14 protein-coding genes are annotated in these 16,154 nt (G+C 62.7%); 7 read left to right on the forward strand and 7 right to left on the reverse strand.

Annotated features, from left to right (window positions below; all coding sequences use genetic code 11):
* Positions 1 to 70: 70 nt before the first annotated feature.
* From hemL to Q7C20_RS02615, 3 genes are read right to left on the reverse strand one after another with little or no spacing between them, the layout of a single operon-like run.
* The gene (hemL, locus tag Q7C20_RS02605; RefSeq protein WP_375065131.1) at positions 71 to 1,354 is read right to left on the reverse strand and encodes a glutamate-1-semialdehyde 2,1-aminomutase; all 1,284 of its coding nucleotides are present in this window, start codon (positions 1,352 to 1,354) and stop codon (positions 71 to 73) included.
* Positions 1,355 to 1,371: 17 nt separating this feature from the next.
* On the reverse strand, positions 1,372 to 1,995 hold the full coding sequence (gene thiE / locus Q7C20_RS02610) for a thiamine phosphate synthase (RefSeq protein WP_375065133.1): 624 nt from the start codon (positions 1,993 to 1,995) through the stop codon (positions 1,372 to 1,374).
* 32 nt (positions 1,996 to 2,027) lie between these two features.
* Entirely contained in the window at positions 2,028 to 2,825 is a 798-nt protein-coding gene (locus Q7C20_RS02615; protein ID WP_348062204.1) for a hydroxymethylpyrimidine/phosphomethylpyrimidine kinase, read from the reverse strand.
* Here Q7C20_RS02615 and Q7C20_RS02620 point away from each other — a divergent pair.
* The 5 genes from Q7C20_RS02620 (at position 2,824) to Q7C20_RS02640 (ending at position 9,595) form a co-directional block, all read left to right on the forward strand.
* Entirely contained in the window at positions 2,824 to 3,177 is a 354-nt protein-coding gene (locus Q7C20_RS02620; RefSeq protein WP_375065136.1) for a hypothetical protein, read from the forward strand. The genes Q7C20_RS02615 and Q7C20_RS02620 overlap by 2 nt on opposite strands.
* The gene (locus Q7C20_RS02625) at positions 3,113 to 5,512 is read left to right on the forward strand and encodes a hybrid sensor histidine kinase/response regulator (protein ID WP_375065137.1); all 2,400 of its coding nucleotides are present in this window, start codon (positions 3,113 to 3,115) and stop codon (positions 5,510 to 5,512) included. The genes Q7C20_RS02620 and Q7C20_RS02625 overlap by 65 nt, the downstream gene beginning before the upstream one ends.
* Before the next feature lie 67 nt (positions 5,513 to 5,579).
* A complete protein-coding gene (locus tag Q7C20_RS02630) occupies positions 5,580 to 7,229 on the forward strand; it encodes an acyl-CoA dehydrogenase family protein (protein ID WP_375065139.1) in 1,650 nt (549 codons plus the stop codon).
* Positions 7,230 to 7,416: 187 nt separating this feature from the next.
* Positions 7,417 to 8,889 carry an AMP nucleosidase gene (amn, locus tag Q7C20_RS02635; RefSeq protein ID WP_375065142.1) on the forward strand — a complete coding sequence of 491 codons (1,473 nt, stop codon included), beginning with the start codon at positions 7,417 to 7,419 and terminating at the stop codon, positions 8,887 to 8,889.
* 70 nt (positions 8,890 to 8,959) lie between these two features.
* A complete protein-coding gene (locus Q7C20_RS02640) occupies positions 8,960 to 9,595 on the forward strand; it encodes a pseudouridine synthase (protein ID WP_375065144.1) in 636 nt (211 codons plus the stop codon).
* Here Q7C20_RS02640 and Q7C20_RS02645 read toward each other — a convergent pair.
* Both Q7C20_RS02645 and Q7C20_RS02650 read right to left on the reverse strand, forming a co-directional pair.
* Complete coding sequence (locus Q7C20_RS02645) at positions 9,590 to 9,799, reverse strand: DUF2788 domain-containing protein (protein ID WP_007975837.1); 210 nt, start codon at positions 9,797 to 9,799, stop codon at positions 9,590 to 9,592. The genes Q7C20_RS02640 and Q7C20_RS02645 overlap by 6 nt on opposite strands.
* Before the next feature lie 223 nt (positions 9,800 to 10,022).
* Positions 10,023 to 10,502, reverse strand: a complete 480-nt coding sequence (locus tag Q7C20_RS02650) for an Lrp/AsnC family transcriptional regulator (RefSeq protein WP_003194418.1) — start codon at positions 10,500 to 10,502, stop codon at positions 10,023 to 10,025.
* Between the two features lie 433 nt (positions 10,503 to 10,935).
* On the opposite strand from Q7C20_RS02650, the gene Q7C20_RS02655 reads away from it, so the two are divergent.
* On the forward strand, positions 10,936 to 11,961 hold the full coding sequence (locus Q7C20_RS02655; protein ID WP_375065148.1) for a DUF6515 family protein: 1,026 nt from the start codon (positions 10,936 to 10,938) through the stop codon (positions 11,959 to 11,961).
* 2 nt (positions 11,962 to 11,963) lie between these two features.
* On the opposite strand, the gene Q7C20_RS02660 is transcribed toward Q7C20_RS02655, so the two are convergent.
* Both Q7C20_RS02660 and Q7C20_RS02665 read right to left on the reverse strand, forming a co-directional pair.
* Positions 11,964 to 12,857: a cation diffusion facilitator family transporter gene (locus tag Q7C20_RS02660; RefSeq protein WP_348059138.1), complete on the reverse strand. Its 894-nt coding sequence runs from the start codon at positions 12,855 to 12,857 to the stop codon at positions 11,964 to 11,966.
* 15 nt (positions 12,858 to 12,872) lie between these two features.
* The gene (locus Q7C20_RS02665) at positions 12,873 to 13,292 is read right to left on the reverse strand and encodes a polyribonucleotide nucleotidyltransferase (protein ID WP_375065150.1); all 420 of its coding nucleotides are present in this window, start codon (positions 13,290 to 13,292) and stop codon (positions 12,873 to 12,875) included.
* A gap of 236 nt (positions 13,293 to 13,528) precedes the next feature.
* Here Q7C20_RS02665 and hrpB point away from each other — a divergent pair, with 236 nt between their 5' ends.
* On the forward strand, positions 13,529 to 16,036 hold the full coding sequence (hrpB, locus tag Q7C20_RS02670; RefSeq protein ID WP_375065152.1) for an ATP-dependent helicase HrpB: 2,508 nt from the start codon (positions 13,529 to 13,531) through the stop codon (positions 16,034 to 16,036).
* The last annotated feature ends 118 nt before the right edge of the window (positions 16,037 to 16,154 follow it).

Consider the following 16,154-nt stretch of genomic DNA (forward strand, 5'->3'; position numbering starts at 1 on the left):
TACAGGAAATCTCTGTAAGCAAACCAGCAAATTCCGACGCCGCCGAGGGCGACGCCAGAATCATTGCCCCTTATTTCAGTGCCGCGAAGGCGCGCTCGGCAGCATCCAGGGTCAGTTTCAACTCGGCGTCGCCGTGGGCGATCGAGGTGAAACCGGCTTCGAACGCGCTCGGTGCCAGGTACACGCCGCCTTCCAGCATCAAGTGGAAGAAGCGCTTGAACAGGTCGGCATCGCTGCCCATCACGTCATCAAAGGTAACGATGTCGTCGGCAGCGCTGAAGTACAGGCCGAACATGCCGCCCGCCTGGGTGGTGACAAACGGAATCCCGGCTGCATCGGCACGCTGTTGCAGGCCATCGAGCAGGCGAGTGGTGTAGTCGGTCAGCTCGGCGTGGAACCCCGGGCGGCTGATCAGGCGCAGGGTGGTCAGGCCGGCGGCCATGGCCAGCGGGTTACCCGACAACGTACCTGCCTGGTACACCGGGCCCAGCGGCGCGATGTGGTGCATGATTTCCCGCTTGCCGCCAAAGCAGCCCACTGGCATGCCGCCGCCGATGATCTTGCCGAAGGTGCTCAGGTCCGGCGTAACGCCGTAGTGCGCCTGGGCGCCGCCGAGCGCAACGCGGAAACCGGTCATCACTTCATCAAAAATCAGCACCACGCCGTGTTTGTCGCATTGCTCGCGCAGGCCTTCGAGGAAGCCCGGCGCCGGAGGCACGCAGTTCATGTTGCCGGCCACGGGCTCGACGATGATGCACGCGACGTCCTGGCCCACTTCATTGAGCATCTGCTCGACGGCGGCAATGTCGTTGAACGGCAGGGTCAGGGTGTGTTTGGCAAAGTCGGCCGGAACGCCGGCCGAGCTTGGCACGCCTTGGGTCAGCAGACCGGAGCCGGCTTTCACCAGCAGGCTGTCGGAGTGGCCGTGGTAGCAGCCTTCGAACTTGATGATGCTGTCGCGACCGGTGAAACCACGCGCCAGGCGAATCGCGCTCATGGTGGCTTCGGTGCCGGAGCTGACCATGCGCACCATTTCCATCGACGGCACGATCGAGCAGACCAGGTCAGCCATCTCGGTTTCCATCGCGGTCGGCGCGCCGTAGGACAGGCCGTGTTGCAACTGCTGACGCACGGCATCCAGCACGTCCGGGTGGCTGTGGCCGAGGATCATCGGGCCCCAGGAACCGACGTAATCCACGTAGCGCTTGTCATCTTCGTCGGTAACGTAGGCGCCTTCGGCATGCTTGAAGAATAACGGCGTGCCGCCCACGCTTTTGAACGCACGCACGGGGGAGTTCACACCGCCGGGGATGTGTTTCTGGGCATTGGCAAACAGCGTTTCGGAACGGGACATGATGGGGCTCTCTGAATTCAAGACTTGAGGAGTTCGTTAAAGGCGCGGGCGCGGCGCGTGACTTCGCGGGTGCTGTCGGCACCGAACAGGCCTTGCACCACGGCGAGCAAGTTGGCACCGTGGGCCACCAGCGGTTCGGCGTTCTCCAGGGTGACGCCGCCGATCACGCAGATCGGCAACTGCAACCGCGTGCGGGCCTCGGCCAGCATGTCGACGGTGGCGGCCGGCGCGCCGGGCTTGGTGTTGGAATTGAAGAAGCGGCCAAAGGCGACATAACTGGCACCTTCCCTGGCGGCCTGTTCGGCCAGTTCGATCTGGCTGTGGCAAGTGGCGCCAATGATTGCTTTGGAACCGAGCAATGCACGGGCGGGCGTGAGCGGGCCGTCGGTCTGACCCAGGTGCACGCCAACGCCCAGGCGCGCGGCTAACTCGGCGTCATCGTTGATGATCAACTGAGTCTTGTAGCGTGAGCACAGCTCGCGCAATTTTTCGGCTTCACGCAGGCGCCGGGCTTCATCGCTGCTTTTGTCACGGTATTGCAGCAGGGTCACGCCGCCGTCCAACGCCGCTTCGACGTAGGCGAGGAATTTGCCGGCCAACAGCTGGCTGTCGGTAATGGCGTAAAGGCCACGTAGTTTCATCGGGCAAGCCCCTTGCTGTTAACAGCAGACAATTACGAGCAGAAATCCAGCGGCAAACGGCGCGGCACAAACTGGCCCTGGCCGAGTTGTTCGGCGTCACGCAGGGTGCGCCAAGTGTAATTGAGCGCCGATTGCACGGCGCTGACCAGCCCTTCGCCCTGAGCGATTCGACCGGCCAGCGCACTTGCCAGCGTGCAGCCCGAACCGTGATAACTGCCGGGCAGGCGCTGGCAGGTAAAGGTCTGCTGCGTACCGTCGCGGCTGTACAGGCGGTTATGCACTTCACGCTCATCGCCATGGCCGCCGGTAATCAGCAGGTGCTTGATAAACGGCAGCAGCTTTTCGGCGCATTCGTCTGCCGTGCCTTCCGGCAATTCGGCGAGGATGCGTGCTTCCGGCAGGTTGGGCGTGGCAATCAGCGACAACGGCAGCAGCCGCTCGCGCATCGCGTAGCCGACTTCGTCCTTGCCCAGGCTGCCACCGCCGCCGGCGCGTAACACCGGGTCGCAGATCACCGGCAGGTGCGGGTGCGCCTGCAGCAACTCGACCACGGTGTCGACCATTGCGGTGGAGCCGAGCATGCCCAGCTTGACCGCCGCGACTTCGGAATCGCAGAGCACGGCGTTGGCTTGAGCCAGCACCCACTCGCGGTCGAGCACGCGGAAATCGCTGACATTGACGGTGTTCTGCACGGTCAGGGCGGTGACGGCCGGGGCCGCATGACAACCGTGGGCGAGCAGGGCTTCGATATCTGCCTGCAAGCCGGCGCCACCACTGGGATCATGGCCGGAGAGACAGAGGACAACAGGGCGAGAGCTGTAGATATTCATGGTGCGCGAGCTTACCACCAAACGCTTTTTGCGTGGCCTTCCGGCGACTGTTGAATTTCGTCATTGTTTGTGGACCGGCGTGGCGGTTGGCTATCATCGGGTGATGCGCGTTAAAGGCGCTGAAAGCCTTGTGCTAGAGCCTTCAGGAAAATTATTTCAATGGTGTCCAATGGCCTTTACCGGCTATGCTAGAGTGGATCCAAACAACTTACTGTATCGCCGGAATACGTCATCTCAAAAGGAATGGGGGGCTTTTGACATAACCGGACAGGCCACGCTGGGGCTCTATGCGCTATTTGCTGATCTTAATATTGTGCGGGCTTCCCATGCTCGCCAGCGCCGTCGAGTTTGATCAGAGCACTCGAAGCCTGCCGCTTGGCCGGCTGATGCAAGTGCTTGAAGACCCCACCGATGCATTGACCATCGCCGACGTCAGTTCCCCCGCTTACGCTGCCCGTTTCAAGACCCACGACAAGGCCACCCTTAATGCCGGTTATTCGCGCTCGGTGTTCTGGCTCAAGGTCGACCTGCATTACGTGGCCAAAGACCCCCGTTCCCCGCGCACCTGGTTTTTGGAGCTGGCCTACCCGCCGCTCAATCATCTTGATATGTACCAGCGCGACAGCACCGGCAATTACCGGCTGACCACGCGCACCGGCAGCGCATTGCCGTTCTCCAGCCGCGAAGTGCGCCAGAGCAACTACCTGTTCAAGCTCAATTTCGTGCCCGACCAGCAGGAAACCGTTTACCTGCGCCTGCAAAGCCAGGGTTCGATCCAGGCCCCGCTGACGCTCTGGGCCGGCACCGCGTACCTCGAAGAACAACCGCTGCGCCTGTATGTGCTGGGCGCCATCTACGGCGTATTGCTGGGGATGCTGATCTACAACCTGTTCATTTACCTGAGCGTGCGCGACACCAGTTACCTCTACTACATCCTCTATATCGCCTCGTTCGGCCTGTATCAGCTGTCGGTCAATGGCGTGGCCGTGGAGTACTTCTGGCCGAATAACCCGTGGTGGGCGAACGCGGCGGTGCCGTTCCTGATCGGCGCGGCGGCGTTGTTCGGCAGCCTGTTCGCGCGCAGCTTCTTGCACACTGCGCAACACAGCCGTTGGCTCAACCGGATACTGCTTGGGCTGGCCGCCTGCGGCGCCGTGGTGATGGCGCTGGCACTGCTGACCAGCTACGCCGTGGCCCTGCGTTTGGCCACCGGCCTGGCGCTGGTGTTCACCGTGACCATCTTCGTCGCCGCCATCAAGGCCTGGTATTGCGGCCAGCGCATGGCGCGCTATTTCATCATTGCCTGGTCGGCGTTCCTGCTCGGCGGGGTGGTGAACACCCTGATGGTGCTGGGTTACTTGCCTAACGTGTTCCTGACCATGTACGCCAGCCAGCTCGGCTCGGCCATCGAAGTGGCGCTGTTGTCCCTGGCCCTGGCTGACCGCATCAACGGCATGCGCGAGCAGCAAGCGCAGATTATGCTCGACGCCAGCCAGAAGCTCGAAGTGCTCAACCTGCAGTTGGCCCGCAGCAACCGGCTCAAGGACGAATTTCTCGCCACCCTGACCCATGAATTGCGCACGCCAATGAACGGCGTTATCGGCTCCCTCGAATTGATGCAAACCGTGCCTCTGGACGACGACCTCACGCAGTACCAGCAAACCGCCGCCGGCTCGGCGCGGGACATGATGCGCATGGTCAACGGCATCCTTACCCTTACCGAGCTGCAGGCCGGGCGCCTCACTCCCCAGCCTCAGGCGTTCAGCCTGCGCGGCACTCTCGACGCCTTGCGTGAGCAATTCAGCGCCAGCGCCCAGAGCAAGGGCCTGGCCTTTTCCATCGACGTGGCAGACGAGCTGCCGGACCGGTTTATCGGCGACGCCGGCAAGCTCACCCAGTGCCTGGATTGCCTGCTCGATAATGCTTTCAAGTTCACCCACGAAGGGGCGGTGCGCCTGCGTGTGGTCGGCGTGCCCCAAAGCGATGGCGCGTTGCGCGTGAGCTTTATCGTCACCGACACCGGCATCGGCTTCGCTTTCCTCGACGAGGCCACGCTGTACCAGCGCTTCTTCCAGGTCGATGGCTCGATGACCCGTGAATACGGCGGGTTGGGCATTGGCCTGGCGATTTGTCGGCAGTTGATCGAATTGCTCGGCGGGCGTCTGACCCATCATTCCGAGCCGCACAAGGGCAGCCGTTTCCAGCTGGAGGTGTGTGTCACTGCGGCGCCGCCTGAGCTGAAACCGTCCGGGCAGGCGCCTCTCACGCAGCGCGCGCCGCAGGATTGCGCGGTATTGCTGGTGGACGACAACAGCGTCGGCCAGCTCGCCGTGCGCGGTATGCTGCTCAAGCTCGGTTACCGGGTCAAAACCGTGGACAGCGGCCCGGCCGCGCTGGCGACGTTGCAGGGCGGCCATTTCGATGCGGTGCTGCTGGATGTGCCCGAAGGCAGCTTCTCGTTGTGCTGCCAGATCCGTGCGTTGCCCGATTGCGCGGAGTTGCCGGTGATCGCCCTGACCACATCGATGCAAGCGCCTGACCTAGAGCGCTGCCATGGCATCGGTGTTACCGATCGCCTGGCCAAACCGGTGCGTTTCGACGCTTTGCAGGCGGTACTGGAGCGCCGTCTGTTGAATCCGGTAGAGGGTGAAAGTGCCGAACATTCGGCGCGTATGCCACTTTGTTAAGCCGGTTGACGGTGCTTAACTGAAATCCAGGCCTCACCGCACGTGGCCTTTTTTTCGGAGGCCCGTCATGAACCTGCATCAGTTCGCCGAAACTCACGACGTCACCAACCAGCCGCCATCGCTTGATGGCACCAACCTGTATCGCATCGACCTGCCGTTGCAAGAGTGGTCGCGTCGCTTTGGTGCCGGCTGGGCCGAGACGCGCATCGATACGTATGGCGTGCTGGCCGGTGGGCCGCTGATGGCGGCCGGGTTTCTGGCGAATGAGAACAAGCCGGTGTTCAGCAGCCATGACCGCTATGGTCATCGCATCGACCTGGTGGAGTTTCATCCGGCCTATCACGAGCTGATGCGTACCGCCGTCGAAAATGGCCTGCCGTCGCTGCCGTGGGCACATCCGCAACCCGGCGCGCACGTGGCCCGCGCGGCCATGACCTACCTGCACAGCCAGGCCGAGGCGGGCACCGGTTGCCCGCTGACCATGACGTTTGCGAGCGTTCCGGCCCTGCAGCTGCAGCCGGACCTGGCTGACATCTGGCTGCCGAAAATTCTCGCCACCACCTACGACCCGCGCAATGTCGGCATCGCTCACAAGGCGGGTGCGACTATCGGCATGGCCATGACCGAGAAACAGGGTGGCACCGACGTGCGCGCCAACACCACCCGCGCCTATCCTGTGGGCGCGGGCGGCCCGGGGCAAGCCTATGAACTGGTGGGCCACAAGTGGTTCTGCTCGGCGCCGATGTGCGATGCATTCCTGACGCTGGCCCAGACTGACAAGGGCCTGACCTGTTTCCTACTGCCCCGGCACCGCCCGGACGACACGCGCAACGCGTTCTACATCCAGCGTCTGAAAAACAAACTCGGCAATTGCTCCAACGCGTCCAGCGAAGTGGAATTTCGCGGCGCGCTGGCGTGGATGATCGGCGAGGAAGGCCGTGGCGTGCCGACCATCATCGAAATGGTCGCCATGACCCGCTTCGACTGCATGGTCGGCTCCAGCGCCCTGATGCGCCAGGCGCTGACCCAGGCCAGCCATCATTGCGCCCATCGTTTGGTCGGCGGTCGAGTGCTCAGCGAACAGCCGTTGATGCAAAACGTGCTGGCCGACCTGGCCCTGGAAAGCGAAGCGTCATTGGCCTTGAGCCTGCGCATGGGGCGCGCTCTGGACCATCTCGACCATGAACAAGAGGCCAAATTCGCCCGGTTGGTGACGGCGGTGGGCAAGTATTGGATCTGCAAACGTGCGCCAGCGATGATCAACGAGGCCGCCGAGTGCATGGGCGGTGCCGGCTATGTCGAAGACAGCATCCTGCCGCGCCTGTACCGTGAGGCGCCGGTGAATTCGACGTGGGAAGGTTCCGGCAATGTGCAGTGCCTGGACGTGCTGCGTGCACTGTCGAAAGAACCGGGCGTGCTGGAGGCGTTGTTTGTTGAACTGGGGGACGGGCATGGCGACAAGAGGCTGGGGCGGCATATCGAGCAGCTGAAGTTGGCTTTTATGGACACCCAGGATATTCAGTACCGCGCGCGGCAATTGACTGAGGATATTGCCGTGGCGTTGCAGGCCAAGCTGTTGCTGGAGGCGGGGAACGCGGCGGTCAGCGACGGTTTTATCGCCAGCCGCTTGGGTGAGTCGTCCGGCCGTGTCTACGGCACACTGCCGCGTGGGGTGGATGTGGAAGCTATCGTCGCCCGCTCCACACCAACTGTCTGACTACATTCGGTCAAAAAATGTGGGAGCGGGCTTGCTCGCGAATGCGGTGTGTCAGTCACATATTCATCAACTGACACACCGCCTTCGCGAGCAAGCCCGCTCCCACATTATTGACTGCATTCCAAACCCGGTGTTTCAGTGGGGCCGGGATACAGGCAAGATAACGGCCTGCACGTCAGAACACAGGATGCTTACCGTGACCGAAGCTTTTGTTGTCGTTCAAACCGCCGAAGAGGCCGTGGATCGGCTGGCGGCTCTGCATGAGCGCGCCACCGGCGCACTTAACCAAGCCCTCAAGCAATACCTCAAAGACCGCGTCGAGCCTGACGCCGCACAACGCGCGATGTTTCGCTACCCGGAACTGCGCCTTACTTACCTGGTACAGGGCGAAGTCCCACAGACCACCCGCGCCTACGCCAAGGTGCAATTGCCGGGGACCTACAGCGTCACCGTCACCCATCCCGCCGCGTTCCGTAAATATTTGCTGGAGCAACTGGTGCCGCTGATGCACGACTTCACCGTGACGGTGGAAGTGGGTGTGAGCCAGCAAAACATTCCTTACCCGTACGTGGTGGAGCAGGGCGACGAACTGGCTGGCTCCGGCGTAACCGCCGCAACCCTGGCCCGTGTGTTCCCGAGCACCGACCTGTCGGCGGCCACCGATGGCATCGCCGACGGCCTCTACGATTGGGAAAACACCGACCCGCTGCCGCTGGCGCTGTTCGATGCGGCCCGCGTGGACTTCTCCCTGCGCCGCCTGGTGCACTACACCGGCAGCGACTGGCGCCATGTGCAGCCGTGGATTCTGCTGACCAACTACCACCGCTACGTCGACCAGTTCATCGTGCATGGCTTGGAGCAATTGCGCAGCGACCCACGGTTTGTTCGCATGGTGCTGCCGGGCAACGTGGTGATCGAAAAGAGCATGGACCACGGCGAAGCGTCGGCCATTGCTGCCGGCGTGGTGTGGCATCGCTATCAGATGCCGGCGTACCACTTGCAGGCGTCGGACGGCCACGGCGTCACCCTGGTCAACATCGGCGTCGGCCCGTCCAACGCCAAGAACATCACCGACCACCTGGCCGTGCTGCGTCCGCATTGCTGGTTGATGATCGGCCACTGCGGCGGCCTGCGCCAATCCCAGACCATCGGCGATTACGTACTGGCTCACGCCTACATGCGCCGCGACGGGATTCTCGACCGCGTGGTACCGCCGAACATCCCGATTCCTGCCCTGGCCGAAGTGCAGATGGCCTTGCAGCAAGCGGCGGCCAACGTCACCGGCGAAAAAGGCGAAGAACTGAAAAAACGCCTGCGCACCGGCACTGTGCTGACTTACGACGACCGTAACTGGGAGTTGCGTTGGGCCCAGGAGCGACCGCTGATCAACCTGTCCCGCGCCGTGGCCGTGGATATGGAAAGCGGCACCATCGCAGCCCAGGGTTACCGTCTGCGTGTGCCTTACGGCACCTTGTTGTGTGTGTCGGACAAACCGCTGCACAGCGAAATCAAGCTGCCGGGTTCGGCCAACGCGTTCTATGAGCGCGCGGTCAGCCAGCACTTGAAGATCGGCATCGAGGCGGTGGATTTGTTGCGCACCGAACTCAACTCACTGCACTCGCGCAAACTGCGCAGTTTCGACGAGCCGCCGTTCCGCTAAGCGGTTGGGATGGTCATTTAACGGTCAGGCCACTAGCATTGTCGGTCCTGACCGTTAGATTGCCTCCGCCATGTCCCGTCCCACCCGTCCCGATTCGCGCCGCCCTGGCGTGAAACCTCCACACGCCGCTTCCCGTCGTGTCGCCAAGGCGCCACCGGCCGAGGCGAAGCTGGTGCTGTTCAATAAACCTTTCGACGTGCTGACCCAATTCAGCGACGAAGGCGGCCGCGCGACGCTCAAGGATTTTATCGACATCCCCGGCATCTACCCGGCGGGCCGTCTGGACCGTGACAGCGAAGGCCTGTTGCTGCTGACCAACGACGGCCAGTTGCAGGCGCGGATTGCCGACCCCAAGCACAAACTGGCAAAAACCTATTGGGTGCAAGTGGAAGGCGAACCGACCGAAGAGCAGCTGCAACGCCTGCGCGACGGCGTTGAGCTGAATGACGGCAAAACCTTGCCCGCTGAAGCGCGGCAACTGGACGAGCCGCAGTTATGGCCGCGCAACCCGCCCGTACGGTTTCGCAAAAGCGTGCCGACCCATTGGCTGGAATTGGTGATTCGTGAAGGGCGCAACCGCCAGGTGCGGCGCATGACAGCGGCGGTGGGCTTGCCGACCCTGCGCTTGGTGCGCGTGCGCATTGGCGAGTGGTCAATTGACGGCCTGGATCAAGGCCAATGGAAGGAAGTACCGGCGCGGTTATAACGCGCCGGACTCGATCAGGCCGATCACTACGCTCTTGATGATGAACGCGGCCACGCCCAGCCCGAGCACAAAAAACAGGATGAACGAACCAAAGCGCCCCGCCTTGGATTTCTTCGCCAAGTCCCAGACGATAAAGCCCATGAAAATGATCAGGATAGTGACCAGTCCCGTCATCATCCATTCTTCAAACACGGCGGGGTCGATGTTGTTCATGGGGGATTTTTCCGACAGGGCAGGCGGGAAGTATAAGGCAGCGTTACAGACACAACATTGACCTGAGTCGAAGTGCAATCCAAATGTGGGAGCGGGCTTGCTCGCGAAGGCGGTGGACCCGTCACACATTCATAAACTGACAGACCGCATTCGCGAGCAAGCCCGCTCCCACAGGGGATCTTGATTGGGCTTGAGGGCAGGATTGGGCTTGAGATCAGGTGCGCAAGTGAGTCAGCGGCAACTCGGTGCTGTTGAGTACCTGATTCAGCACAAAACTCGACCTGACGCTGGTCACGCCTTCAATGCGCGTCAAATGCCCCAGCAGCAGTTTCTGGTAGTGGTCCATGTCCGGCACCACCACTTTCAACTGATAGTCCGCATCCATTCCCGTCACCAAACTGCATTCCAGCACTTGGGGCAGGGTGCGGATGGCGGCTTCGAAATTCTCGAAACGCTCAGGCGTATGCCGGTCCATGCCGATCAGCACGTAGGCCGTCAGGCTCAAGCCGAGCATCTTGCGGTCGAGCAGTGCCACCTGGCGCGCAATGTAGCCATCGTCTTCCAATTGCTTGACCCGCCGCGAGCAGGGCGAAGGCGACAGGCCGATACGCTCGGCCAACTCCTGGTTGGAGATCCTCGCGTCGCGCTGCAATTCCGCCAAAATACTCAGGTCGTATCGGTCAAGCTTGCTCATTGGGTTGGCCTTTGTCGTAACTATTGCGGTGAATTATCCATGAAGGGTTAAAAATTGCGCAAGCACTGTTTATTGACGCAATCTTCGCAATCATCTGTCGGGCGCCTGCGGGTATCTTTATTAACAGAATCACCGCCTGGACAAACAGTCCACAGCAGCTCGCCGAATCAGGTGCGCTGCGGCCGCCGCCCCAGCAGGGTTGAGCCGGCCTCCAGGCTGCACACTGTCCACAAGACGGCGTGAGGTGAGCCAACGTCAAAAGCGTTGAGCACGGACGAAGTTCTCAAGGGGTGGCCGACGGGTCGCCCCTTTTTCTTTGTCTTCAGAAAATTGTTCTCGTGACTGATAACCTGTCTCAGAACCGGGTGAGGCTTTTCCAGTCTTATACCGTGAGGCCCGACATTCCAGGCCCAAACCCGCAGTGAGGAATAGCATGAAGCGCATCTGGCGTATGGCAGGTGTAGGTTTGTTGATGATCAGCGTCGGCACGCAAGTAATGGCCGATGACCCGCGCTCCGAGAACGGTGGTCAGCATGAACGAGGGCCCGAAGGTGGGCGGCCCGGCAACGAGCAGCCGCGCCCACAAAACAACCAGCCGCGCCCCCAGAATAATCAGCCACGCCCGCAAAATCAGCACTTCGAGCGTGCCGAGCAGCAGGGCCATGGCCAGTGGCAAGGTCGCCCGCAAGGCGCCGAGCAGCCCCGGCCCGCGCAGCAGCCTTCGAATAACCTGCCGATCCAGGGCCGCCCGGACACGGTTCGCCAGACTCAGGAACCGCGTCAGGGTTATTACCGAGACATTCCGCGCCGCAACGATGACAACCCGCATTGGCAAGGTGGCAATGGCCCCGGCCCGCGTCCGGGTGGCGGCTTCAACAATGGCCACCCCAACGACAACCGCTGGCCAGGCCGCCCCGATGGGCATGGCAATGGCTGGGGCCCAGGCCCGCAGTATCGCCCCGGTTTTATCGTCGACCGCTTCCCCGACCGCAATTACCGCGTGCCGTACCGTGGCCAGGATTACTTCTACTCCGGCGGCTACTGGTATCGCCCGCAAGGCCCGCGTTATGTGGTGGTGACGCCGCCGTATGGGATTCGCGTACAAACCCTGCCGGACTACGCGCGGGAAGTGTGGGTAGGCAGTGCGCTGTTTTTCGTCGCAGCCGGCGCCTATTACACCTACGAAAGCACCTCCCAGCAGTACGTGGTGGTGCAACCGCCGGCGCAAGCGCCAGCACCTGCACCACAGAGCAATGGCTATGACGTGGTTGCCTATCCGGCCAACGGCCAGTCACCGACCCAGGTGCAGCAGGACGGCTACGACTGTTATCGCTGGGCGGTGCAACAAAGTGGCTTCGACCCACGCACCGTCACCTACGCCCCGGACCCTGCGGTGGTGCAAACCTACCGCCAGGCCCAGGGCAACTGCTTGAGCAGTCGCGGGTATGAGGTGCAGTAGTGCTAGGGTTTGTTGCCCGTCACCACTTCCCGCGGGTCGGCGTGCACCAGCACTTCGGCGCGCGGGTAGGCGGTGTGAATGGCGTCGGCGGCTTGATCGCTGATGCCGTGGGCGACTGACAACGTCAACTCCCCCGGCAATTCCAGGTGCAGCTGCACAAACCAGTGGCTGCCGGAAATCCGCGTGCGCAAATCATGCGCACCCAACACCCCCGGCACCCCGCGCGCCAGTTCCAGCATGTGCTGGCTGACGTCCGGCGGCAGTTCCTCATCCATCAACACCGCAAAGCTTTCCCGGGCGATCTGGATCGCGCTCCACAAAATGTAGGCGGCGATGCCCAGGCCAAACCAGGCGTCCACCTGGTGATAGCCAAAGCCGGCCAGTACCAGCGCCACCAGGATGCTGCCGTTGAGCATCAGGTCCGAGCGGTAATGCAGCGAGTCCGCGCGCACCGCATTGGAGCCGGTTTCACGGATTACCCGGTGTTGCAGCATCAGCAGCGCCACCGTCATCACCAGCGAAAACACAATCACGCCGATGCTCAGCCAGGGCGCGCCCACGGGTTCCGGGTGCTGCAAGCGCTGGTACGCCTGAAACGCGATCAACACCGCACTGCCCGCAATAAACAGCGCCTGGGCCATGCCCGACAGCGACTCCGCCTTGCCATGCCCGTAACGGTGGTCGTCATCGGCCGGGCGCAGCGCGTAATGCACCGCCAGCAAATTCAACAGCGAGGTCACGCCATCAAGTAGCGAGTCGGTCAACCCGGCGAGCATGCTCACCGAGCCGCTGAACCACCAGGCGATGGCCTTGGTGATAATCAACGCACAGGCCACGCCCACCGACGCGCGGGTGGCCAGGCGCAAGAGCCTGGCGTGTTCGGGACTGCTGGTCATAGGCGGCTCACGTCCTTAGGCGGCGGGTTGCAGGCCCAGGGACGCGAGCTGTTGCACACTGCCCTTGAACTGGATCATGCGCGGGTCGTCCAGCGGCAAGGTGCGGCCGGTTTCTTTCTGAATGATGCTTTGCAGCTTGGCGGTGTCGACCTTGCCGTCGGAGCCGATGGCTTCGTGAAGTTTCTCCGGCGCGACCTGGGCGGTCTTGCCCGGTTCGAAGTAGATGGCGCCGGTGGCGAAGTCGACGCCAAACGCGATCAGGCCCGGGATCACGTAAAACAGCAGGCCCACGGCGTCGAGCACGGCGATGGCCGGGTCGATCTTGCCGTCGATCTGACCACGGCGGTCGGGGTAGAAAATCGAACCGCAGGCCGTCAATTGGCTCAGCAGGGTGACGGCGAGGACACCGCCGATGACACGGGAAGCGATACGCATTGGGACTCTCCTGAACAATTATTACGAGACTATAAGCGACGAAGATCCAATGTGGGAGCGGGCTTGCTCGCGAATACGGTCTGTCAGTCACATATTCATCAACTGACAGACTGAATTCGCGAGCAAGCCCGCTCCCACATGTGATGGTGTTGCCCAGTCAATGGGCGGCGCCTGTGAGACCAGCATCGGCATCCGGCAGTTCGCCGTTATACTCGCCGCTCTGCTTTGGAGCCAGTATGAATTCGTTGCCGATTGATGATGTTTTACCCGCCCTGCGTGACGCCTTGGCGATTCGCCATGAAGCCGTGCTGGAAGCGCCGCCCGGCGCCGGTAAAACCACCCGCGTGCCCCTCGCGCTGTTGAACGAGCCGTGGCTGGCCGGGCAGACCATCCTGATGCTCGAACCGCGCCGCCTCGCTGCACGCGCTGCGGCCGAACGCCTGGCCAGCGAGCTGGGCGAAAAGGTCGGCGAAACCGTCGGCTATCGCATTCGCCTGGACAGCAAAGTCGGCCCCAACACGCGCATTGAAGTGGTCACCGAAGGCATCCTCACGCGGCGCTTGCAGGACGACCCGGCGCTGGACGGCGTGGGCTTGCTGATCTTCGACGAGTTCCACGAACGCAGCCTCGACGCCGACCTCGCACTGGCCCTGAGCCTCAACGGTCGCGAGCTGTTTCGCGACGAGCAACCGCTGAAAATCCTGCTGATGTCGGCCACCCTCGAAGGCGAGCGCCTGTCTGCGTTGCTGAACGACGCGCCGATCCTGCGCAGTGAAGGGCGCATGTTCCCGGTGCAGATGCGCTGGGGGCGGCCGTATCAGGCCGGTGAATTTATCGAGCCGCGTGTGGTGCAAACCATCCTCGAAGCGCTGCACGACGAAACCGGCAGCGTGCTGGTGTTTTTGCCGGGCCAGGCTGAGATTCGTCGGGTTAACCAGCAACTGGCCGATGCCCTCGGCGATCGCACGCAGGTGCTGCTCTGCCCACTGCATGGCGAACTCGATCTCAACGCCCAGCGCGCCGCCATTGACCCTGCGCCCGCCGGCAAACGCAAAGTGGTGCTGGCCACCAACATCGCCGAGACCAGCCTGACCATCAACGGCGTGCGTGTGGTGATCGACGCCGGGCTGGCGCGTGTGCCGCGTTTCGACCCCGGCAGCGGCATGACTCGCCTCGACACCCAGCGCATCTCCCGCGCCAGTGCCACCCAGCGCGCCGGTCGGGCAGGGCGGCTTGAGCCGGGCGTGTGTTATCGCCTGTGGTCCGAAGACCAGCATGAAGGTTTGGCCGCATATGGCAGCGCGGAAATTCTTGCGGCCGACCTCGCAGGCCTGGCCTTGCAGCTGTCGCGTTGGGGCGTTACGCCTGCGCAGCTGGTGTGGCTGGATGTGCCGCCGAGCGCCGCCTACGCCCAGGCCCAGGATTTGCTGGTGCGCCTGGGGGCCTTGAATAACGACACACTCACCGCCCACGGCCAGAAGATGGCCGAGCTGCCGGCGCACCCGCGCATCGCCCATCTGCTATTGCGCGGGCAGGACTTGGGGCTGGCAACCACCGCGTGTGATGTTGCCGCGCTGTTGGGTGAGCGCGATATTTTGCGCGGCGGCGGCGCGGATCTGCACAGCCGTCTGGCCTTGCTCAGCGGCGAAGAGCGGGCGCGCGGAACGCAAGGCGGCGTGCAGCGCGCCAAGCAACTCGCCCGGCAATATCGCGGCTATTTAAGAGGCAAGGCGACGCAGCCCGTGGCCGACCCCGACCACCCACGCTGGCTCGGCGCCTTGCTGGCGCTGGCCTACCCGGACCGCGTCGCCCAGCAACGCCGCCCCGGTGGCGCCGAATACCGCCTGGCCAACGGGCGCGCCGCGCTGTTCGCCGAAGCCGACAGCCTGATGAAACAACCCTGGCTGGTGATCGCCGACCTCGGCAGCCGCCAGGGCCAGCGCGAAGAACGTATCTACCTCGCGGCGGACTTTGATCCGGCGCTGTTCGACACGGTGTTGGCCGAGCAAGTGCGCAACGTCGACCAGCTGGATTGGGACGAACGCGAAGGCGTGTTGCGCGCTGAACGCCAGCGCAAAGTCGGCGAACTGGTGCTCAGCCGCGAGCCGCTGACCGGCCTTGACGAGTCCGCGCGCAGCCAGGCGCTGGTTAACCTGGTGCGGCGCAAAGGGTTGGAGTTATTGCCGTGGACGCCGGAACTGCGCCAATGGCAATCCCGCGTCATGCTGCTGCGCCACCTGGATGCTGGCAACACCAGCGAGTGGCCGGATATCAGCGACAGCGCCCTGCTTGCCAGCCTCGAACACTGGCTGATGCCGTACCTGGGCAAAGTCTCGCGCTTGAGCCATTTTTCCAACCTGGATATTTCCAGCATCCTGCACAACCTGCTGCCGTGGCCGCTGCCCCAGCGCCTGGATGAGCTGGCGCCGCAGCATGTGAAAGTGCCCTCGGGTTCGTCGGTGCGTCTGGATTACAGCGAACAGCCGCCGATTCTGGCGGTGCGTTTGCAGGAGCTGTTCGGGCTGGCAGACACGCCGCGCATTGCCGGTGGGCGTCAGGTGGTGAAACTGCACCTGCTGTCCCCGGCGCGGCGGCCGGTGCAGGTGACGCAGGATTTGGCGAATTTCTGGCGCAGCACGTACGCCGAGGTGAAGAAGGATCTGAAGGGAAGGTATCCGAAGCATTACTGGCCGGATGATCCTTTAGTTGCCGAAGCAACCGCCCGGATCAAACCCCGTAAGTAAGGCCTGTGGAGATCAAATGTGGGAGCGGCGGTGCGACGATTCGACTTGCTCGCGAAGGCAGTGTGTCAGTCAATACATGAGTCGACTGACACACCGCCTTCGCGAGCAAGCCCGCTCC

Origin of the sequence: Pseudomonas sp. AMR01, from assembly GCF_041946035.1 — a bacterium.
GTDB lineage: Bacteria > Pseudomonadota > Gammaproteobacteria > Pseudomonadales > Pseudomonadaceae > Aquipseudomonas > Aquipseudomonas antarctica_B.